This window comes from Sporomusa intestinalis (assembly GCF_055383785.1).
The window spans coordinates 593439-614777 of record NZ_AP042390.1 but is presented as its reverse complement, the minus strand read 5'-3'; the positions used below and the strand labels follow the sequence as shown (position 1 = coordinate 614777).

Sequence of the window (21339 nt, the reverse complement as noted above, 5' to 3'; positions counted from 1 at the left end):
GACTCTGCCGCACTGAATTGCAAAATCCGTGCCAATATGAATAGAGAAGCCGGCAATCGCCGGCTTCTCTATTGGCCTTTGCTGTAATTTACGAAATTATCTTAAAACACTGACTATATGTCCGGGCCATTTCGCAACTTTTTGTTCAATCTGTTCACTATGTTACATTTCCAGTTCCTTTAACCACCGCCACAGCGTCGTCCGGCTGATGCCAAGCCTGGCAGCCGCTTTGGCATAATGATAATTCACGTCCTGCAAAGCGGCGAGCAGGACGGCTTTATCCAGTTTTGGCCTGGTGCCGGCGGTATAGGCCGGGTTCCCGCTGCCGCCGGCGGTTCTTGTTTTTGCCGCCAGGCCGGCAGCCACGGCATCCTTCTCCGGGTTGAAGGCGGCTAACACATCCTCTTTGCTGATCAGGTCACTGCAAGCAATGACCGCCAGGCGCTCGGCAATGTTCATCAACTCGCGGACATTGCCCGGCCAGGAATACCGGTCCAGCAGCTGCTGCGCCTCCGGCGCCAGCGTTTTGTCCGGTTTACCGAAGCGTGAGCAATAGGAGTTTAGGAAATAGGCAAACAGCTGCAGTACGTCCCCGGTCCGTTCCCGCAGCGGCGGGACATGCAGTTCCAGCACATCCAGCCGGTAATACAGGTCGGAGCGAAAAGCCTTTTCCCGGATCAATTCCCCCAGATCACGGTTCGTGGCCGCTATGACCCGTACGTCTATCGGAATGATCTTACGATCCCCCAGCCGCATGATCTCCCGTTCCTGCAGGACCCGCAGCAGCCGCCCCTGGACTTTAATGGAAATTTCTGATATTTCATCCAGGAAAATAGTCCCCCGGTGGGCAAGCTCAAACAAACCGGCCTTGCCTTCCTTGGCGGCGCCCGTAAATGCGCCTTCGACATAACCAAAGAGTTCGCTTTCAAGCAGGTTTTCCGGCAGCGCCGCACAGTTAAAGGCTACAAAGGGACCGGCGGCCCGGTCACTGGCACTATGGATGCTCTGCGAAAACATTTCCTTGCCGGCGCCGGTTTCGCCGACAATCAGCACATTCGAGTCAACCGTACTGTATTCCTTGGCGATCCCAATCGCCCGCTGCAGGGCCTGGCTGTTACCAAAAATATTAGCAAAGGAAAATTTGGCGCTGTGCGCCCGGGGGTAAATCTTCCGCCGTATTTTTCCTTCCATTTCCTGAATGCTCGCAACCGGCTGAAATGTGGCAATCGCCCCTACGACCTGGCCTTTTACCGTAATGGGGGCATTATTGATGATGACCTGCCGGCCGCTCAAGGTTTTAATTTCGCCGACTTCGGCTGTCCCGGTCGCCAAGACCCTGCCCAGCCGCAGTTCAGGAAAAATTTTATCCGCCGCTTTCCCTTCCATTGTGCCCTTTAAACCGGTTATGCCCGTTGCGGCTGCATTGATTAAATTGATCTGGCCCTGTTCATTTACGGCCACTATGCCTTCGATGGAATAATCAAGAATCGTGCGGAACCGCTCGCTGCGTTCCTGTTCCTGCTTTTTGACAAAATAGGTCCGTTTCGCCTCAATCAGAGCCTGGTAAATCGCTTCCCGCCCGGTTTTTATGAAAACGGTTTGCAGACCGATCTGATCGGCAATACAGGTTGAGACCACCCCGCCGCAGATGATCGTGATGCCGTTATTTTTGATGGCTGTTAAGCTGCGGCGCGCCTCTTCCTCATTGTCGACAATGCTGGTGACAATCTCAATGCCGGTGATCTCATTAATGCTGCGGGCGCCATACACCATGTCTTCCGTACCGACAATAGCCACTTTCTGCGACTGATACCGGGTCCGGCATTCCAAAACCGCCCGGATCACATCATAACCACTGACCGGCAGGCGTATCACCGGAATATCCTCCATAACCCGCTCGGCCAGCGAGGCCGTAATCCCCCGGGCAACAACAACATCTGTTTTGATTTTTTTGTAGTCAATCCGCCGCGGTACCCCGTCGATGGCCACAAGCTCAATCGTCCAGTTGCAATCGTTTTGTTGGGTAAAAACCTCCTGAATGTCCGCAAAAATGTCTGAGTACGGAACCATAAAAGTGATTTTAGCCATTTTTTCACCCCATTCACTTGCACTTTACCACACACCAAGTAGGGTTTCGACATGAAACGTCAAATTGTAATAAAAAATTATCAAAAAAATCTGTTTATTCCCCCTAATGTACCCCAGGGCCCGACCCACCCACCGGCTGTAAGGTAGCGGCGTTTTGCGCCTGTTCCACTGCGGCGGCGGCCATAATCAATCTGAATATTGCTATAATTCCATAAAAAATTTGCAAATCCTTGTCGATAACGCTGTTCCCTGGTGGTTTCTCTCGCTACTTTGCAACAAACAGAACAAAAGGTTGCATTGAAACGCAAAAAAATGGCTAAGCCGCTCTGCCTTGTGGATTGATTTCACGGAAGAAGTCAGTATTTTCACGTTTTTCTGTTTTATTTTGCCGTAGGCATAAATTATGCATAAGCAATAATTATCATCGTATTCGTACGCGCCTGCACCAGGAATTTCAGCCGGAAGAACAGGCAGCTGCCGCCGGCTGATTAGTCAGCCTGATTGCCTTAAGGAGGTGAATGTGCACCCCTATTCATTCCCAGTAAAAATTATTTATAAGGAGAAGAAGAATGATGAGAATTACTATGAATGCGGATCGGGCAATTGCGATTCTTTGTGGCCTTGTGGGCGGATTCTGGGCCTATGCCGGCTGGTTCAATTACGGCTTTTGGGTAAATAAAGGGCCCGGTCCGGGGTTTATCCCGGTGATTATCGGTATGGCAACGTGCGTTCTCGCTGCCGTACAAGCCCTGCATTATGATAAAGAAGCCGAGCCGGTAGACGTAAAAGCGATCCTGCCGATTGCCGCCATGATTGCTTTTGCCGGCTGTGTCAGTATCATCGGCTTTTTGGCTACCGTATTTTTGTTTATGTTCATCTGGCTGCTCACGCAGGGCTCGTATTCCCGTACTTTTTCCGTTTCTCTGGCCGCGATAACGACCGGGCTCATCTGGGGAATCTTTGAATGCTGGCTGCAAGTGCCCTTTCCCGGCGGCCTGATAAAATCATTATTGTAGAAGGAGCGAAATTATGGAAGCAATATTTACGCATTTGTTAAACGGCTTTGCGCTCGCCTTGACAGAAAATAATTTGCTGGCCGCCCTGGCCGGGGCCGTTATGGGTATGTTTGTCGGCGCTTTGCCCGGGATCGGCTCGGTGATGGGGGTTGCCCTGCTCCTGCCGCTGACTTTCAAAATGGACCCAACCACAGCCATTATTATGCTGGCCTCTTTGTACTACTCAACCATGTATGCCGGATCGTTTACGGCGATCTTAATCAACATCCCCGGTGATCCGCCGGCGGTAATGACCACTATGGACGGCTATCAGCTGACATTGCGGGGCAAGGCCGGCAAAGCACTGGCCGTGTCCAACTGGTCTTCTTTCGTCGCCGGGTTTATCGGGGTTGTCATCCTTACCTTTATGGGTCCCCTGCTGGCCAATGTGGGGCTGGCTTTTGGACCAGCCGAAATGGCAACGGTTATTTTGCTGGCCATTATGGCAATTGCCTGGCTGCTGGGCGACCACCCCCGCAAGGGCCTGCTTTCCACCTGCACGGGAATTCTGCTGGCAACGGTGGGGCTGGACTTGGCTGTCGCGACGCCCCGGTTTTCCTTCGGTGTGAATGAACTGTTAAGCGGCATTGATTTCATCCCCCTGGTTATCGGCCTGTTGGGGGTAAACGAAATTATTACCATGGCCCTGAACAAAAGCGGTTATCAGATGAAAACAACCGAAAGGCTGTCTTTGCGCAGCAACTATCTTAACTGGCGGGAAATTAAGCAAATCTTCCGGCCAACCCTTGTCAGCAGCTTCATGGGAACCTTTGTGGGCTGTATTCCGGGGGCAGGCACAACGACCGCTTCTTTTTTAGCTTATGTTTTCGAAAAACGTACGGGCAAGAATAAAGAAAATATGGGCAAAGGCGCGCTGGAAGGCGTCGCCGCGCCGGAAGCGGCCAATAATGCGGCGGCGGCCGGGGCGTTTGCCCCCTTGCTGTCTTTGGGAATTCCCAGTTCGGGCACGGCGGCCATATTGCTGGGCGGTTTGATGATGTGGGGCATTACGCCGGGACCGCTGCTGTTCACTGACCATCCGGACCTTGCCTGGGGCCTGATTGCCTCCATGTACACCGGCAACGTCGTCTGTATGATCATCGCCGCCCTCAGCATTCCCCTGATGGTCCATGCCCTGCGTATCCCCCCCGCCATCCTGACCCCGATTATCATTGTCATCTGTATTGTGTCCGCCTACGCTGTCAATAACAGTCTGTTCGATATTTGGGTGATGATTGCCATCGGGATTGTCGGCTACTTCTTTAACCGCTACAAATACCCGGTAGCGCCGTTTCTCATGGCCTTTATCCTGACGCCCCGGCTGGAAACCTCGCTGCGGCAGGCTTTTGACATCTCTAACGGCAATGCGATGATTTTTCTTGAGAAGCCAATCTCGCTGGCCTTTTTAATTGCCATTTTCCTCTTCTTCGTTGTGCCGCCATGTTTCAAATTTGGCAAAACCTGCTTTATAAAAAAAGACCTGTAGCTAACCGCAAAAAAAAAAACAGCAGGGACTGGTATCCTGCCACGGATTTCAGCCCCTGTTGTTTACTGCGAAATATCGTATTAGGAGGATGAAACGATGAAACCGTTGTTAGGTATTTTATTAGGTGATGCAACAGGAATCGGGCCGGAGCTCGTTGCCAGGCTGTGCAATACCGCTACGCTGCCATTGTATTGCCGGCCTGTATTGATTGGCGATTTGCGGGTGCTGGCGCTGGGAAAAAAGATTGCCAAAGCAGACTTCCCGGTAGTGGTAATTGATGATATAGCTCAGGCCAGCTGGGCTGATGGCCTTCCTTTATTAGACCAGAGGAACCTGGATCCGGCGCATTTAACAGTAGGGAAAATCAACAAGCTGTCCGGGAAAGTCACCGGCGATATGCTGGTTACGGCAATACAAATGCTCCGCCGGGGCGAACTGGACGGCTTTGTTTATGCCCCGCTGCATAAAGCGGCTCTGCAATATGGCGGCTATGATTTCGAGGATGAACAAAAACTATTTGCCCATTATCTGGACTGGCACGGTCCGAGCGGTGAAATGAATGTCTTGAACAATCTCTGGACATCACGGGTGACAAGCCATATTCCGCTGGCGCAGGTATGTGCCAGTCTAACCATTGACAGCATTTTGACAGCCATCCGCCTGGCCCGGCAAACCCTGCACAAGGCCGGCTGCCAGGAGCCGCGTATTGCTGTCGCCGCCGTAAACCCGCATGCGGGCGAGGCGGGATTGTGCGGGCACGAGGAAATGGAGATCATCGCCCCGGCGATCCGGCTGGCCCGGGCGGACGGCATAAACGCCCTGGGTCCCTATCCGTCAGATACTATTTTCATTAATGCTTTTAAGGGCCATTATGATGCGGTGGTTACGATGTTCCACGACCAGGGTCAGATTGCGCTGAAGCTAAGGGGCTTCGAGCTTGGCGTGACGGTTGCTGCCGGTTTGCCGTACGCCATTACGACCCCGGCCCATGGAACGGCTTTTGATATCGCCGGTCAGGGTATTGCCAATCCGGCGGCAACCGAGCAAGCCGTAATGGTTGCTGCCAAACTGTCCGGCTAAGGCATTGCTGCGGCCCCGGCCGCTTGGGCCGTAGGGCGAAATGCGTAAGGGAAAGGAAAAAATTAAAATTATGAAAATAAGGCTGCAAACCAAAACCATTGCCTTGTTCCTGTTGGTTGTCCTGGTCAACGCCATGGGGCTGGGAATCACGGGCTATCACATCAGCGAAGTTGCGCAGGAGTTGAAGGAAAGCCGGGAGAATGCCCTGCCGATGTTGTTAACAACCAGTAAAGTCGCGTTCAATACCGCTACCCAGGCGGCTGAGGTTCGCGGTTTTATTACGGCCGGAACGCAGGAAATGCTGTTCAACTATCAGCGGTTGAGTATTGAGAATACGAAGCTGGAAGAAGACTTGCTGGCCAGTGCCAAAACGGAGGAAGACCGGAAACTGGTAGCGGAATTAAAAGAATTGGACGAACAATTTGATACCATTGCCGGCGAGAAAGTCATCCCGTTACGGCAGCTCAAGCAAGAAGAAGCAGCGGTACGGGTAATGGTAGCGGAATTAACGCCGGTTACCGTTGCCTTGCTGAACAAAACCAATGAATACATCGACTTCCGGGAAAAACAAATTCACGCCGCCTTCGATACGATGATAAAAACCATGGAAATCGCCCAAACCATAGCGATCGGCGTCAGCTGCCTGTCGATCATCCTCGGCAGTCTGATCGGTTTCTGCAGCGCTCGCGCCATTGCCCGCCCGCTGGCCGCCCTGGTTGATACAGCCGGGGCCATTGCCGGCGGCAACCTCAAGCAACAGGTGGCGGTTAAACGGAATGACGAAATCGGCGAGCTGCAAAAGGCGTTTAAGACCATGCTCGCCCATCTGCGAGAAGTGGTCGCAACCGTACAGAACAATGCCCGGCAGGTCGCGGCCTCTTCCTCCGAACTCACTGCCAATGCGGAACAATCGGCGCAGGCGGCGAATCAGGTCGCTGCTGCCATTACCCAGGTGGCGCTGGGCGCTGAGCAGCAACGCAACGCCGTTAAGGAAACGGCAACCGTTGTCGAGCAGATGTCGGCCGGCATCCAGCAAATTGCCGCCAATGCCAATGCCGTATCCGCCTGTTCGGAGCAAACCGCCGGCACCGCCAGGAATGGCCGCCAAGCCATTGATACCGCGATTGAGCAAATGCACTCCATCAAAGTCACGGTGGAACGCTCGGCCCAGGTCGTTGCCAAGCTCGGCAACCACTCCCAGGAAATCGGTCAAATCGTTGCCACCATCTCCTCCCTCGCCGGTCAGACCAACCTATTGGCCTTAAATGCGGCCATTGAAGCCGCCCGCGCCGGCGAGCAGGGCCGCGGCTTCGCCGTTGTCGCCGAAGAGGTGAGGAAACTCGCCGAGCAATCGCAGGCGGCCGCCAAACATATCGCGGCCCTAATCAGCGAAATTCAGGCCGACACCAACCAGGCCGTCACCGCCATGGAGTCCGGCAACCAGGAGGTCCAGGTCGGCACAGAAGTCATCGGCACCGCCGGCCGGAGTTTCCACGCCATCACCAACAGTATCCACGACATGGCGGCGCAAATCCGGGAGATTTCGGCTGCGGTCCAGCAGTTGGCCGGCGGCAGCCGGCAAATCGTCGACTCGATACGCGCCATCGACAAAGTCAGCCAAAACGCCGCCGGCCATACCCAGACCGTCTCAGCCGCCACGGAAGAGCAGTCGGCCTCCATGGCAGAAATCGCCGCTGCCAGCGCCGCCCTGGCCAAAATGGCGCAGGAATTGCAAAACGCCATCCAGCGCTTCCGCTTGTAAAGGCGCAACCGGGGCGGGGTTCAGTAAACTGCCCCCTAGCGATTGCACCGGTTGCAGGCGTCAAACACCTGCTTTTTGCAGGATGTCCTTAACCGCCCTGACAGACAGCGAGTCATCAGGCAGGTCAACTAACGGCTTGCCGGCGGAATCAAAGGCAACGGCCTGTTCATCATAGGGAATCGTACCGATTAGCTGCAAACCGGTTTTGGCGATTTCCTCTTTGAGGCCGTCAATCCCGTCGGCGCCGGTTTTGGTTATGATCAGGTGCACTTCAGGGATTGAGATTTTTAATACCCGGATCAGCTCGGCTACCTTGGCCGCGGACCGGATACTGCGGACCGAGGTGTCGCTGATGATGAACAGCATATCAATATCGGCAACAATCCGCCGGCTTAAATGCTCCATGCCGGCCTCGTTATCAATGATCACATATTCATAATTTTTCTGGAGCCGTTCCAGATACATCCTGATTAGATTATTGGGATAGCAGTAACAGCCGTTCTGCTGGGGCAGCCCCATTAAAATCAGGTCCAAGCCTTTTGCTTCCTGAATAACCTGGCTTAAGCGGAATTCAGTGTACGAATCCTTGCCCATGCCATCGGGGATATCCTCGCCGATTCTAACTTCCTCCAGGATATTGGCGATAGAATCGTTTATCTCCAGCCCCAGCGCCTCGTTCAAATTCGAGTTGGGGTCGGCGTCAACCGCTAAAATCATGCCCTTTTCCTGCCGGATCAATTCTTTAATGAGCAAAGCAGTGAATGTTGTTTTGCCAACCCCGCCCTTGCCGGCTACAGCGATCTTCTTGGTCATATAAATCCCCCCCTAAAAATATCTCTTTCTTCAAGCAAAAATATCCTGACGAATGTATCCGGCAGTATCAGCTGAGAAACGTGCCTAACTATTCTGTCTTTTGCATTTGTACTCATTATAGCAAAATTGCCTGTTGAATATCAACTTTTCCAGGGCTCAGACCGGCAATACGGCGGAAAACAGACAAAACGGCAGCGTCGGGCTCATTCCCCGTTTGATAATGTTCCCTGGCCCCGCGAGGCTTTCCCGCAGGAGTTTTGGCTCAATGCGGCTGATGCCCGCAAACTGGGCATAGCCACAGGCCATATTGTAAAAATCACTAGCCGCCATGGCGCCGTAATCCGCCCGGCTTATGTTACCGAGCGGATTATGCCGGGCGTTGTGGCCCTCGGTCAGGGTGCCTGGCTGGAACTGGATGAAAAAACCGGCCTTGACAAAGCCGGAACAACCAATGTATTAAACGGGCCCATTCCCACTGGCCAGGGCCATAGCGGCTACAACAGCTGCAATGTTAGGGTGGAAAATATGATCAGCCGCTGGCCCCTGATTATAAATGGCCCCAGCGGGTGATTCTGTAAATGGCTCGCCGGAGGGCTCCTCTTTAACTGCCGGCAGTCGGCCAGCGAAAAAGAGGGTTCCGGTTTACAGGGTAATATAGAATAAAGGCGGCCTGCTTAGGCCGCCGCTTGTTTGTGCCTGATATGACCCGGCCAGGCTAGCCGTTGGGCGCCTGTTTTTTGGCTTTACCGGCCTCATATCTGCGTTTCCCCTCTTCAAAAGCGGCTTTTTCTTCCGCCGTGTCCAGTATCAGCTCCGGGACAATATTGGGTCTTCCCTTTTTATCAAGCGATACCATTGTAAAAAATGCCGACAGCGCCTTTTTCCGGCCTTCGCACTCCAAATCCTCAACCTCAACCGTGACTGCCACCTCCATTGAGGATTTACCGGCAAATACCACCTGCCCGGTGCAGATCACCAGATCGCCGATAAAAATCGGCAGATGGAATTCCAGTTCGTCCACCCGGGCGGTAACGACATTGGAACGGGCAAACCGTCTGGCAGCGGCGTAGGCGGTGGAGTCCATCAGCTTCATAATCTCTCCGCCATGGATATTGCCGGCAACATTGGCCTGGCTGGGCATCATAACCTCACTGATAACCAGCCGTGATTCGGACGATGATTTTTTCATATTCCCTACGCTCCTTCTTGATTACTGCCAAAATTTTTGCATTCAGTAGCTCATTGGTTTCTGCTAAAAGCAAAGGCCATCGCATTACTATTATATCCTAAAAAGTGATCCTGCTGCCAATAAAATATAGGCCCAGTGAGCCAAAGCCAAATAAACAGGGGGACAGGGGGTTGTTTCCGCCTCTTGCCGGCCTGGTGATGGCCAGGAGACCGGCAGGACCATTTTTTCGACAGTATGTTATGTTTTTTTAATGGGACAACCTTTATTTTTATGCCGCTGCAACGGATCGCATGGTATTCTGAAACTGCCAAAGTCTATGTATTTGGCGCAACTGCCATAGGTTTAGAAGTAAGGAGGAAAGTCTGTGCGTAATGGTATAACCGGAACCATTAACCTGTGTCTGGAACCCGAGCAGTATGACCCGCCGGCAGCTTTTCAAAAGGAAGCTGCAGTGAACAGCTTTGCAGAGTATCAGCAGCTTTATCAATATTCAATTACCGATCCCGAAGGCTTTTGGGCTGAACAGGCCGAGCTGATCGACTGGCATAGAAGATGGAAGAAAGTATATGCAGGGAATTTTGCCGCAGGCGAGCATAAGTGGTTTGTGGGCGGCAAACTGAATATTTCCCACAACTGTCTTGACCGGCACCTCGATACGTGGCGCAAAAACAAGGCCGCCATTATCTGGCAGGGCGAAAGGCGCGACGACTACCGGGTATTGACCTACAATGACCTGTGGCACGAGGTCTCACGGTTTGCCAATGTTCTCAAAAAGTGGGGGATCGGCAAAGGCGACCGCGTTGCCATCTATCTGCCCATGATCCCGGAGCTGATTATTGCCATGCTGGCCTGTGCCAGAATCGGGGCGATTCACAATGTGATCTTCACCGGCTTCGGTGCCGACAGCGTGCGGGAGCGCATCCTGGATTCCGGCGCCCGCCTGGTCATTACCGCTGACGGCGGCCGGCGGCAGGGGGCTGTTGTGCCGCTTAAGGCCATTGTCGATCAGGCTCTGGCCTCCTGCCCGAGCGTGCACACCTGCATCGTCGTGCGCCACGCCGACGCCGATATTGACTTTGGAACCCCCCGTGATAAATGGTGGCATATTGAGAGCAGGGCCTCTGATATCCGGAATGATTGTCCGCGGGAGCTGATGGACGCCGATGACCCCTTATTTATCCTGTACACCTCCGGCAGCACCGGCAAGCCCAAAGGCGTCCTGCATACAACCGGCGGCTACATGGTCTATGCCGCAACCACGATGAAATATATTTTTGATTTAAAGGAGACCGACACCTTCTGGTGCACTGCCGACAGCGGCTGGATTACCGGTCATTCGTATATAACCTATGCCCCGCTGGCGCTAGGCGCCACAGTCGTACTCTATGAGGGCTTGCACAACTACCCTACCCCGGACCGGTACTGGCAGATTATTGAGCGGTTTAAGGTCAACATCTTATATACCGCCCCAACCATTCTCCGGTCGCTCATGCGGGAAAGCGCGGACTGGGTCAATAAGCATGATTTATCAAGCCTGCGGCTGCTGGGTACGGTGGGTGAAACCATCAACCCTGAGGCCTGGCGCTGGTATTATCAGCAAATTGGCAAAGAAAAATGCCCGGTGATTGACACCTACTGGCAGACCGAGACCGGCGGCATCATGATTTCGACTCTGCCAGGGGCTATGCCCGCCAAACCGGGCTGCGCCGCCCTGCCGTTTTTCGGGATAGAGCCTGATATTGTGGATTTGCAGGGAAATCCGGCAGCCGCCGGTCAGGAAGGCTGCCTGGTCATAAAGCGGCCCTGGCCTGGCCTGATGCGGGGGGTTCATGGGGCGCCGAATCGCTTTTTCGACACCTATTTGTCGATCTTTGCCGACTATTATTTTACCGGCGACGGGGCATGCCGGGATGAAGACGGCTACTACTGGCTGCGGGGCAGAATGGATGATGTGATTAATGCCTCCGGCCACCGCCTGGGCATAGCCGAGATCGAAAGCGTGATCGCCGGCCACAACAGTATTGCCGAAACGGCTGTCGTCGGTTATCCGCACGCGATAAAAGGCGAGGCCATCTATGCCTTTGTTGTGCTCCAGCCGGGCATCCCTGAAACGCAGGAACTGAAAGCGGCCATCAAAGAATATGTGCGGGCTAGAATCGGTGCCATTGCCCTGCCTGACAAAATTCAGTTTACCGGCCGGTTGCCCAAGACCCGGAGCGGCAAAATCATGCGCCGGCTTTTACGGAAAATTGCCGCCGGCACTTTTGAGCAGCTCGGCGATATCACGGCGCTGGCGGAGCCGGCTGTGATCGACGAGCTGATTACCCACCGCCTGCCCTGAGACCAGCCACTAACAAAAGCAGGCAGCCTAACCGGCCGGTTAGGCTGCTTGCTTTTGTTGCCGGCAGGCGGCTATTTGTCCCGGCCTGCGGCAGGTCGCCGGCCCGGACAGCGCGGGCTAAAAATTGGTCTTCTTTCTGATAAAATACAGCGGCCGGCGTTTGGACTCATTATATATCCGGCCGATATACTCGCCGATAATTCCCAGGGTCATCAACTGAGTGCCGCCAAAGAAGAAGATGGCCACCATCATGGAGGGATACCCTGGCACCGGATCGCCATACAGCCAGGTTTTCACAACAATATAGGCGATATACACACCGGAAAATAAAGCGGTCAGAAACCCCACATAGGTTGCCAGCTGCAGGGGGACAAAGGAGAAGGAGGTGATCCCCTCCAATGCAAAATTCCAGAGCTTCCAGTAGTTGAAGCTGGTTATGCCCTTGTGGCGGCGGTGCCGGAGGTAGGGAATGCTTGTCTGCCTGAAGCCGACCCAGCTAAACAGCCCTTTCATAAAGCGGTGGTATTCGCTCAACTGGTTGACCGCCTCTACCACCTGCCTGGTCATGAGCCGGAAATCGCCGGTATCGGGCGGGATGTCCACTTTGGCCAGGCGGTGCATGACCCGGTAAAACAGGAAGGCGGTCAATTTCCGCAAACTGCTTTCCCCTTCCCGGACCATTCTGGTAGCGTAGACAACATCATAGCCTTCCTGCCATTTTTCGATTAACTGCGGAATGAGTTCCGGCGGGTCCTGCAGATCCGCATCGATGGGGATGACGGCGTCGCCCTTTGCTTCAAAGATGCCGGCGGTCAGGGCGATTTCCTTGCCGAAATTGCGGGACAGCTCAATTACTTTAAGTCGCTTGTCCCGCGCTGCCAGCAGTTCAATTTTTTCCAGTGTATTATCTGTGCTGCCGTCATTGACACAGATAATCTCATAGTCATACGCCGTTAAGGCGCCCATGACCTCAGAAATTTTTTGATAAAAACAGTCTATGTTCTGGCTTTCATTGTACATAGGCGCAACAATGGAGATTAAGGGTTTCATTCGTCAGCCTCCTTGGCCTCTTATTACTCCGGCGCCGGCAATGGCGGCACCGGCCCCGGTTCTTTTTGCAGCAGCGACGAGACAAACACAAAGCCTTTGTGGCTTAAATAAGGCATGTCGTAAACACGGGCAAAATCAATAACCGTAAACAGGGGTTCGCTTTTGCCCAAATGGCCGTACAAAAGCTGCGAATTGGCGCTTTCGATCAGCCAAATCCGGCCTTTGTAGTCGGCCAGGACATTCAAATCATAGATCAGTTTAAGCTCCGGCTGAAAGGGGTTGGGTTTGGACTCTTCCTGCCCGCCTGGCAAAAACACATAGTGCTGATGGCCGGGAAAGGCAACCATATAGATCCCTGCCGGGTGAATGTCGGTGTACAAAAAGATATCGTCAGGGTTGAGGCTGTAAGTAATATCAGCCCGCAAGGCATTGTTCCGGGGGCTGTAAATTTTATCATAATGAAAATAAAAGTTAACAGAGGAGGCAATAAAAATCGCCGCACATAAGGCCACAGCCGCTCCCTGGCGCCTGACGGACGCCAGCCCGCAGGCCAGGGCAATGAATAAAAAGCCCGAATTCGGCATCAAATACCGGGTTATAAAAATTGGCTTTACCTGGGATAACAACAGGGCCAGGCCGATCACGGCCAGATAAATGGCCAGGCTGGTAAGCGCCAGGCCCGCATAGGGCCGGTTCCGGGTAAGGGCCGTGAACAGCCCGAAGCCGCAGACCGCCAGCCAGCCAAAGCTCAGCAGCTTGACGGCAGGGGCCGGCAGGTTTTCGCCGAAATAAAACACCAGCAAATCCCGCAGCAGGTGCTGATAATTGATGACAATCCAGTATTCCTTGGTCACCGCAACTACCTGGCTGATTAATACAAACAGCCAGGGAAGGTAAAGCAGTACCTGGGCCAAAATTGCCAGCAGACAGGGTTTCAGTAAATATCTTTTCCTGGCAAAAACAGCCGCCAGCAGGCTAAGATTAACAAAAAAAGCGCCAAGCAGGGCATAGTTGTGGGTATAAGCGCCGGCCAGCGAACAGAGCGCAAACAATACCCACTGGTGCCGTTGATTTTGCCAGTAGGCCAGATAAGCGTAGATCCCGGCACTGGTCGTAAAAAACATGGCCCACGAATACATTCTGGCTTCGCCGGAATACTCCAGCATTACCGGCAAAAATACTGCGAAAAAGGTATAATAGAGGCCCGCCCGGGTGCCGCAGAGCCGGCGGATATGAATACCCAGCAGCACGAACAGCAGCATCCCCGTTACCGACACCAGCCGGTAAACCACAATATCCTGCCCCCAGACCAGAGAAGCCAGCTTGGCCAGCATATAATACAAAGGCGGATGGACATCGCGGGCTGTGATTTCGCAAATTCTAAAAAAGTCATGCCTGACCATGGCCACTGTATACGCCTCATCAAACCACATTTCCTTATAAAAGGCACAGGAGACGAAAAATAAAAGCCCTGCGAGCAATAGCCCAGCATAGCCTAACTGCCAGTACCGGTCCGACCTGTCTGTTAAGGTAACATTACGATAATGATTGTACATAAACTTCGCTACCACCCTCTCCTGCCAATAATATCACCGTTACCGCCGTCTTCCATACCCGGACGGATAACGGGGATAACGCCAATTGGTATTAAGCATAATTCTCCATCCCGACTGTAAAGCCCTCCCAATTTTAAAATTAAACACAAGCTAAACCACGGGGGCAGGGATAAAAAAAAGCTCTGGGCCGGGGCCCAAGTTTTTTCTGAGCGCTTGCATATTCTTCATTCTATAGGTATACTATAAGCAAAGGACTGACGTGTTGGTAGCACGCCAGCCCCCTACAGGCTGCCTAACCGAACGGTTAGCCTAAGCAGGAGTTATTAAGAAATAACCGCCATCCTTAGCTAGGGGCGGTTATTTCCTGTTTATGATCAAAACAACGAGTGTTGCAAATGCAATCATCAGATACACTGCCTCAAACATTGTGATCATCATACCACCCCCTTTCTATAAAGGGAATGGCTAACCGCTCCTAGGCATCCTGTATGAATAGTATAGCATAATTTTTCCAGAGGCAAAAAAGAAATTTTCGGTTTTGGCTGCCGGATAGGCTGCGCTAGAAGAGGCTGTCCGTGTACGATCAATTGTCCGATGGTATTCGCTTACGCAATAAAAGCACCGCTGCCGGTCAAACGGCAACAGTGCTTTTATTGCAAATGGATTGTAAGCAATGCACAATTTCACCAAAATCTATTGTGACTATCTCACAATGCCCGTGTATTGACTGACTATAGAAAGTTTGTTATCCTGAAATTAGTCATCCCATTCCGGTTAGGAATGCTTAGTCAATGAAGACTGGAATGTAATGCGCCGCCGGGCATTACATTCCAGTCTTCATTGCTATAACAGTCAATCACGAAGGAGGCATAGCCATGCAGGAATATGGTTTATTTATCAATGGCAGCTGGCGCACAACGGCAGATAAAATCAGTGTCCTCAACAAAGCCACAGGCGAGGAAATTGCCCGGATTGCGGCGGCCGGCGCGGCCGAGGTAACCCAGGCGGTGGATGCGGCGGAACAGGCTTTTACAACCGGTAAGCTGGAACCGTACCGGCGCTATGAGATACTGCTGCAGGCCAGCCGGCTGCTCAGGCAAAAGCAGGCGGAAATGGCTGAATTGCTGACACAGGAGGTCGGCAAGCCGATCAAGGAAGCCCTGGCCGAGGTGGCCCGGGCCGAACAGACGCTAATTCTGTCGGCGGAAGAGGCCAAACGCCTGACCGGCGAGATGGTGCCGCTGGCCGGAGCCCCGGGCTGCGGAAACCGCTGGGCTTTTACCCTGCGGCAGCCGGTGGGCATTGTTTGCGCCATTACGCCTTTCAATTTCCCGCTCAATCTGGCCTGCCACAAGCTCGGCCCGGCCATAGCGGCAGGCAATACGGTCGTGTACAAACCGGCGACGGCAACCCCTTTATCGGCAATATTGCTGTGCGAAATCCTGGCCGAGGCCGGCTTGCCGGCGGGCCACCTGAATCTGCTGACAGGCGCAGGCGGCAGGCTGGGAGCACTATTGACAGCAGAGGAACGGATCAGCTTTTACAGCTTTACAGGCAGCCCGGCGGTCGGCAAAGAATTGCTCAGAAAGGCCGGTTTCCGGCGGGTAGCCCTGGAATTAGGCTCCAATTCGGCCAATATTGTGCACAACGATGCCGATATTGCGGCCACGGCCGGGCTGTGTGCCAAATATGCCTTTGCCAATGCCGGCCAGGTATGCATATCCTGCCAGCGGGTCTATGTGCAGCGCAGTGTATACAGGGAATTCTGCGACCAGGCGGTGGCCTATACCCGGAAGCTGGTTATGGGTGATCCGCTTGCTCCCGCCACTGACATCGGCCCCATGATCAGCGAGCAGGCGGCGGCCCGGGCGGAAGCCTGGGTGCAGGCGGCCTTAGCCGGGGGAGCCCGGGTGCTGACAGGCGGCAAGCGGCGCGGGGCGTGGTTTGAGCCAACGATCCTGACTGATGTGGCGGCCACGATGAGCATTGTCTGTCAGGAAGCCTTTGCCCCTGTGTTCTCCATCATCCCTTATGATACTATTGAAGAGGCGATTGCCATGGTCAATGCTTCTGTCTACGGCTTGCAGGCCGGAGTGTTTACCGGTTCTCTGGAGATTGCCCGTTTATGTGCCCTGCAGCTGGAGACAGGCGGGGTTATCGTGAATGACGGCGCCACCTTCCGCACGGATAATATGCCTTACGGCGGCATCAAGGAAAGCGGTATCGGCCGGGAGGGTCCCCAGTATGCGGTAAAAGAAATGACCGAGGAAAAACTGGTTGTCTTTACATTTTAGCCGCTAAACTCATGTCAAACCGGGAGGAGGCTGCCAGCTATGATCAGCTGTCAGGAACTGTTTGCATTGCCTTCCCTACAAAAACTAACCCTTGTGGCTGGCAAAGCAGGCTTGGACCGCCGGCTGCGGTGGGTGCATTTTATCGATTTGCCAGATGTCCTCCCCTGGGTGCAGGGAGGCGAGCTGCTGATCATCACCGGTATCGGTCTCAACGGGGATCACCGGCAGCTGCCGGTGATCGTACGGGGCATTATTAAAAAAAAGCTGGCCGGGCTGATTGTCAATGTCGGGCCTTATATCCAGGAGGTGCCGCCCGAGGTTATCAGTCTGGCCGAACAGGCCAGATTCCCGGTGTTTGAGCTGCCCTGGGAGGTAAAGCTGGTCGAGGTAACAGGCGATATCTGCCGGCATATTATCAAAAGACAAACCGAGGAACGGTCCAGCAGCGATTTTCTGGAGCAGTTGTTGTTTCAGCCCGCAACCGACCAGGACGTTGTCGCCCAGCGGGCGGCTTATTATGGCTATGATTTAACCCAGCCCCATCAGGTCGCCATTGTCAGCCCTGTCCGCCTGCTGGAGTTTGTGCAAAATCAGAAAACCAAAGCCGACAAGGACCTGGTGGCCCTTAAACTCCGGTTTGAGCAGATTGTCCGTGATATGCCGGCAATACGCCGGCAGAAGATTCTGTCCATGCTGCGGGTGGATGATATTATCCTGCTGCTGCCCTGTGAGGACAAAGCCGGCGGGTCCTGCCAGAATACGGAGCTGCTGTCGGCAATCCTGGCACAGCTGGCAGCTAAAATACCGGGATTAACCGTTATTGCCGGTGTCGGCGGCCGGTTTGAGCAATTGTCTGCTGCCAGACGCAGCTATCTGCAGGCGGCCAAGGTCCTGCGTTTTTTTGCCGCCCAGCAGCCGGCCGCCAGGCAGATCCACGTCTATGAGCAGCTGGGCATCTATAAATTGCTGTTTGAAATGGAACCCGGCAAACTGGCTGCCTTTCACCAGGAGGTCATTGAACCGCTGCTGGCCTATGATGCCAAACATCAGATGGAGCTGGTGGCTACTTTGTTTGTGTATTTTGAGGAGAACGGCAACGCGGTAAAGACGGCGAAGCGCCTGTTTATTCACCGCAATACCCTGGATTACAGGCTAAAAAAAATTGAGGAAATCTCAGAACGAAATTTGTCTGATCCCTATGACCGTCTGACCTTGCAGCTGGGCGTTATTGTCGGCAGGCAGCTGGCCACCGGGCTGTAAGGTTCTCACAATGCCGGCCGGAATAGTTTGTGACAGTCTCACATAGACGCCCTTTCCCCGGTCTGTTACTATGTGAGTATAACAAACGCTGAATTATTTCATTTGGCAAAGGCGCTGAATGTATATATCACAGATATATATACTCAGCGTTTTTAAGTCTACCGGAATTTATAAATAATTCTGCAGACCTAAAGAACGCCTATTCCCTAAAGGGCGCAGGCGGCTTCTGCCGGCGGCCTGAAGGGCTTGGCACAGGCCAAGTCTTTTCTTATGATTCAGCCAGGGAGGCATATGACGATGAGTAAGACGCAAGGTAAATCAGCAGCACTGCTACAAAGAAAAAACAAGGCTGTGCCCCGGGGTATTGCCAATTCCACCGGTGTATTTGTGGAAAAAGCCGGCGGTGTGGTCCTCACTGACGTGGAAGGCCGGGAGTATCTCGATTTCTATGCCGGGGTGGGGGTTCTTAATGTGGGCCACTGTCCCGAGCCGGTGGTCAGGGCCATTAAGCAGCAGGCCGACAAGCTGCTCCATTCCTTTTTTGCCATTGCCATGTATGAACCGTATGTGGCCCTGGCGGAAAAACTAAACAGCCTGATGCCTGGTGCCGCTCCCAAAAAAACGATGTTCGCCAACAGCGGCGCGGAGGCGGTTGAGAATGCGGTAAAGATTGCCCGCCACGCCACCAGGCGAACAGGCATTATCGCTTTTGAGGCGGCCTTTCACGGGCGGACCTTTATGACCATGAGCCTTACCAGCAAGGTAAAGCCTTATAAATACGGCTTCGGTCCCTTGGCGCCGGAGATTTACAAGGTCCCCTCCGCCTACTGCTACCGCTGTCATTACTGTTCCACCTACCCGGCCTGCGGCCTGCACTGCCTGGAAAACTTCGAACGGTTTTTCACCGCGGAAATTGACGCCGAGCATATTGCCGCCATGATTATCGAGCCTGTCCAGGGAGAAGGCGGCTTTATCGTGCCGCCGCCGGAATTTTTGCCAGGGCTGCAGGCCATTTGCGAGCAAAAGGGGATCCTGTTTGTGGCCGACGAGGTGCAAACCGGTTTTGGCCGGACAGGCAAAATGTTTGCGGTGGAAAACTGGGGGGTCGAGCCGGACATCATGACTACGGCCAAATCAATTGCCGCCGGCGTTCCCTTAAGTGCGGTCACCGGCAAGGCCGGGTATATGGATGCCCCCGAGGCCGGCAATATTGGCGGCACCTATGGCGGCAGCCCGCTGGCCTGTGTAGCCGGCCTGGAGACAATCAGGTATATTGAAGACCGGCAGTTGTGCAGCCGGGCCGGGGACATTGGGCGCATTACAATGACCAGGCTGAAAAGCCTGCAGGAGCGGTGTCCGGCCGTCGGCGACATCAGAGGCCTTGGCGCCATGATCGGTATTGAGCTGGTTACGGACAGGAGCACCAAAGAACCGGCCAAAGAGCTGACGGCAAAGGTGGTAAAATACTGTTTAGACCAGGGGGTCATATTGATCAGCGCCGGTATTTTCAGCAATGTAATCCGCCTGCTGATACCGCTGGTGGTGACGGATGAACAGCTGGACCAGGGGCTGACAGTGCTGGAGCAAAGTATCCTGCGGGCAGCAGCCGAAGCCTGTTAAACAACAATTTGTTAGAAAAACTTGGCTTGTGCCAAGTCCTCCAGGACGCCGGCAGAAGCCAAAGATTTTTCTTATCCCTTAGATTAGGGTCTTGAAATTTTATAAATTTGATGGGGCAAGCAAAGGCGCTTGCCGGCAACCAGAAGGTTGCCGGCAGGCGCTTTTTTACATGACCGGACCGTATAGCGGTTGCTGCCGGCGTCCCTGAGAGGCCTGGCACAAGCCGCGTCTTTTCTTAGCCAGGCCGGCCAAACCTGGCCTAGCCCGGTTTTCCGTAGACAAAAGGAGGCAAAGCAAATGAAAGCAAACACGCTCCACCTGGAAAAAGAAAATCTCAAAAAGGAGCTAAAGGACCGGCATATCCAGTTGATCGCCATCGGCGGCGTAATCGGTGTCGCCCTGTTTATGGGTTCGGCCCAGGCCAGCAGGCTGGCAGGCCCGGCGCTCACGCTGGCGTACGCGATCGGCGGGGTTGTCATGTACTTTGTGCTGCGGGCCCTGGGCGAGGTGGCGGTGGAAAATCCGGTAGCCTCATCCTTTGCCGGCTACGCCCGCGTTTTCTGCGGCCCCCTGGTTTCTTTCATTACCGGCTGGAATTACTGGTACCAATGGGTTGTCCTGGCTATGTGCGAGATCTCGGCTGTCAGCATGTATATGAAATACTGGGCGCCCGACCTGGCCCAATGGATTCCGGCCCTTGTCTGCCTGGGGGTGATCATGGCCGTGAATCTGATTGCCGTTAAATACTACGGTGAGTTTGAGTTTTGGTTTGCCTTGATTAAGGTTGTTACGATCCTGGCTATGCTGGCAGTCGGGTTTGCCATGGTACTGTTCGGGTTTGGCAACGGCGGCGTGGCGATCGGGTTCTCCAATCTGTGGGTCCATGGCGGGTTTATGCCTTTTGGCTGGACCGGGGTGGCCATGGCCCTGGTCATGGTCGTGTTTGCCTATTCCGGGGTCGAGCTAATCGGCATTACCGCCGGTGAGGCCGCAGAGCCCGAACGCTCTCTCAAATCGGCGATTGACAAGGTGTTCTGGCGGGTCCTGATTTTCTATGTCGGCTCGATGGTGGCGATCTTAGCCATCTTCCCCTATGACACCCTGCCCCCGGGGGTCAGCCCGTTTGTCATGATTTTCGAGAAAGCAGGTATTCCTTATGCGGCCTCTATCATCAATCTGGTTATTCTGTCTTCGGCCGCCTCCTGTCTTAACAGCTGCATCTATGTCTGCGGCCGGATGCTGTATGGCCTGGCGCTCCGCCATGAGGCCCCGGCCTTTCTGGGAAAACTGTCAGCCAGCCAGGTGCCGGCCAATGGGATTCTGTTTTCCGGTGCGGTTTGCCTGATCGGCGTTTATTTAAACTACGTTTCGCCTGACAATGTATTTTATTACATGTCGGCGATTACAACAACAGGCTGCATGTGGACCTGGTCGCTGATTATGTATATTCAGTATAAATGGCGGAAAAACCTGACAAGCGAGCAGATAGCCGGGCTGAAATATCCGATGCCCTGTTATCCATATGCCAATTATGTGGTGGGCGCGTTTATGCTGGCGGTAACCCTGGGCATGGGTTATGACCATGATAATCTGGTAGCCCTGTATGTCGCCCCGGCCTGGTATGCTTCCCTGTATATTTTTTACCGGTTATTCAAAATAGGGGAAGCCCAGCAAAAAGCCGATCTGAGTATCCGGACGGAATGGTAAGCAGCTGAATAAATAAATGAGGCCGGGAGGTTTGCTCC

Annotated in this window: 15 protein-coding genes; 10 read left to right on the top strand and 5 right to left on the bottom strand. The window is 53.7% G+C overall.

Annotated elements, in window-relative coordinates; all coding sequences use genetic code 11:
- Positions 1–162: 162 nt before the first annotated feature.
- Positions 163–2088 carry a sigma 54-interacting transcriptional regulator gene (locus ACZ481_RS02945; RefSeq protein ID WP_464768691.1) on the bottom strand — a complete coding sequence of 642 codons (1926 nt, stop codon included), beginning with the start codon at positions 2086–2088 and terminating at the stop codon, positions 163–165.
- A 569-nt stretch (positions 2089–2657) separates the two neighbouring features.
- On the opposite strand from ACZ481_RS02945, the gene ACZ481_RS02940 reads away from it, so the two are divergent.
- The 4 genes from ACZ481_RS02940 (at position 2658) to ACZ481_RS02925 (ending at position 7471) form a co-directional block, all read left to right on the top strand.
- On the top strand, positions 2658–3104 hold the full coding sequence (locus ACZ481_RS02940; RefSeq protein ID WP_464768690.1) for a tripartite tricarboxylate transporter TctB family protein: 447 nt from the start codon (positions 2658–2660) through the stop codon (positions 3102–3104).
- A gap of 13 nt (positions 3105–3117) precedes the next feature.
- Positions 3118–4629, top strand: coding sequence for a tripartite tricarboxylate transporter permease (locus ACZ481_RS02935; RefSeq protein WP_464768689.1), 1512 nt, complete (start codon positions 3118–3120; stop codon positions 4627–4629).
- A 96-nt stretch (positions 4630–4725) separates the two neighbouring features.
- A complete protein-coding gene (locus tag ACZ481_RS02930; protein ID WP_464768688.1) occupies positions 4726–5709 on the top strand; it encodes a PdxA family dehydrogenase in 984 nt (327 codons plus the stop codon).
- 70 nt (positions 5710–5779) lie between these two features.
- Positions 5780–7471 carry a methyl-accepting chemotaxis protein gene (locus tag ACZ481_RS02925; RefSeq protein ID WP_464768687.1) on the top strand — a complete coding sequence of 564 codons (1692 nt, stop codon included), beginning with the start codon at positions 5780–5782 and terminating at the stop codon, positions 7469–7471.
- Between the two features lie 60 nt (positions 7472–7531).
- Here the strand turns inward: ACZ481_RS02925 and ACZ481_RS02920 are convergent, their stop codons facing one another.
- Positions 7532–8284, bottom strand: a complete 753-nt coding sequence (locus tag ACZ481_RS02920) for an ATP-binding protein (RefSeq protein WP_464768686.1) — start codon at positions 8282–8284, stop codon at positions 7532–7534.
- 126 nt (positions 8285–8410) lie between these two features.
- Here ACZ481_RS02920 and ACZ481_RS02915 point away from each other — a divergent pair, with 126 nt between their 5' ends.
- Positions 8411–8854 (top strand): molybdopterin dinucleotide binding domain-containing protein, encoded by a 444-nt coding sequence (locus ACZ481_RS02915; protein WP_464768685.1) that lies wholly within the window; start codon positions 8411–8413, stop codon positions 8852–8854.
- Between the two features lie 145 nt (positions 8855–8999).
- On the opposite strand, the gene ACZ481_RS02910 is transcribed toward ACZ481_RS02915, so the two are convergent.
- Entirely contained in the window at positions 9000–9473 is a 474-nt protein-coding gene (locus ACZ481_RS02910) for an acyl-CoA thioesterase (RefSeq protein ID WP_464768684.1), read from the bottom strand.
- Positions 9474–9837: 364 nt separating this feature from the next.
- On the opposite strand from ACZ481_RS02910, the gene acs reads away from it, so the two are divergent.
- Positions 9838–11814, top strand: a complete 1977-nt coding sequence (gene acs / locus ACZ481_RS02905; protein ID WP_464768683.1) for an acetate--CoA ligase — start codon at positions 9838–9840, stop codon at positions 11812–11814.
- 117 nt (positions 11815–11931) lie between these two features.
- Here the strand turns inward: acs and ACZ481_RS02900 are convergent, their stop codons facing one another.
- Complete coding sequence (locus ACZ481_RS02900) at positions 11932–12864, bottom strand: glycosyltransferase family 2 protein (protein WP_464768682.1); 933 nt, start codon at positions 12862–12864, stop codon at positions 11932–11934.
- Positions 12865–12887: 23 nt separating this feature from the next.
- Positions 12888–14420, bottom strand: coding sequence for a glycosyltransferase family 39 protein (locus tag ACZ481_RS02895; RefSeq protein WP_464768681.1), 1533 nt, complete (start codon positions 14418–14420; stop codon positions 12888–12890).
- 875 nt (positions 14421–15295) lie between these two features.
- Between ACZ481_RS02895 and ACZ481_RS02890 the strand changes: the two genes are divergently transcribed.
- From ACZ481_RS02890 to ACZ481_RS02875, 4 genes are all read left to right on the top strand, one after another.
- Positions 15296–16714, top strand: coding sequence for an aldehyde dehydrogenase family protein (locus ACZ481_RS02890; protein WP_464768680.1), 1419 nt, complete (start codon positions 15296–15298; stop codon positions 16712–16714).
- A 39-nt stretch (positions 16715–16753) separates the two neighbouring features.
- On the top strand, positions 16754–17974 hold the full coding sequence (locus ACZ481_RS02885; RefSeq protein WP_464768679.1) for a PucR family transcriptional regulator: 1221 nt from the start codon (positions 16754–16756) through the stop codon (positions 17972–17974).
- A 297-nt stretch (positions 17975–18271) separates the two neighbouring features.
- Positions 18272–19594, top strand: a complete 1323-nt coding sequence (gabT, locus tag ACZ481_RS02880) for a 4-aminobutyrate--2-oxoglutarate transaminase (RefSeq protein WP_464768678.1) — start codon at positions 18272–18274, stop codon at positions 19592–19594.
- Positions 19595–19891: 297 nt separating this feature from the next.
- Positions 19892–21301 carry an amino acid permease gene (locus ACZ481_RS02875; RefSeq protein WP_464768677.1) on the top strand — a complete coding sequence of 470 codons (1410 nt, stop codon included), beginning with the start codon at positions 19892–19894 and terminating at the stop codon, positions 21299–21301.
- Positions 21302–21339: the final 38 nt, after the last annotated feature.

Excerpts from the sequence above, each read along its gene's own strand:
- gabT (WP_464768678.1), top strand. The coding sequence starts at position 18,272 with ATGAGTAAGACGCAAGGTAAATCAGCAGCACTGCTACAAAGAAAAAAC.
- ACZ481_RS02875 (WP_464768677.1), top strand. The coding sequence starts at position 19,892 with ATGAAAGCAAACACGCTCCACCTGGAAAAAGAAAATCTCAAAAAGGAG.
- ACZ481_RS02945 (WP_464768691.1), bottom strand. The coding sequence starts at position 2,088 with ATGGCTAAAATCACTTTTATGGTTCCGTACTCAGACATTTTTGCGGAC.
- ACZ481_RS02895 (WP_464768681.1), bottom strand. The coding sequence starts at position 14,420 with ATGTACAATCATTATCGTAATGTTACCTTAACAGACAGGTCGGACCGG.
- ACZ481_RS02890 (WP_464768680.1), top strand. The coding sequence starts at position 15,296 with ATGCAGGAATATGGTTTATTTATCAATGGCAGCTGGCGCACAACGGCA.
- ACZ481_RS02900 (WP_464768682.1), bottom strand. The coding sequence starts at position 12,864 with ATGAAACCCTTAATCTCCATTGTTGCGCCTATGTACAATGAAAGCCAG.
- ACZ481_RS02910 (WP_464768684.1), bottom strand. The coding sequence starts at position 9,473 with ATGAAAAAATCATCGTCCGAATCACGGCTGGTTATCAGTGAGGTTATG.
- ACZ481_RS02935 (WP_464768689.1), top strand. The coding sequence starts at position 3,118 with ATGGAAGCAATATTTACGCATTTGTTAAACGGCTTTGCGCTCGCCTTG.
- ACZ481_RS02925 (WP_464768687.1), top strand. The coding sequence starts at position 5,780 with ATGAAAATAAGGCTGCAAACCAAAACCATTGCCTTGTTCCTGTTGGTT.
- ACZ481_RS02930 (WP_464768688.1), top strand. The coding sequence starts at position 4,726 with ATGAAACCGTTGTTAGGTATTTTATTAGGTGATGCAACAGGAATCGGG.
- ACZ481_RS02920 (WP_464768686.1), bottom strand. The coding sequence starts at position 8,284 with ATGACCAAGAAGATCGCTGTAGCCGGCAAGGGCGGGGTTGGCAAAACA.
- ACZ481_RS02940 (WP_464768690.1), top strand. The coding sequence starts at position 2,658 with ATGATGAGAATTACTATGAATGCGGATCGGGCAATTGCGATTCTTTGT.
- ACZ481_RS02885 (WP_464768679.1), top strand. The coding sequence starts at position 16,754 with ATGATCAGCTGTCAGGAACTGTTTGCATTGCCTTCCCTACAAAAACTA.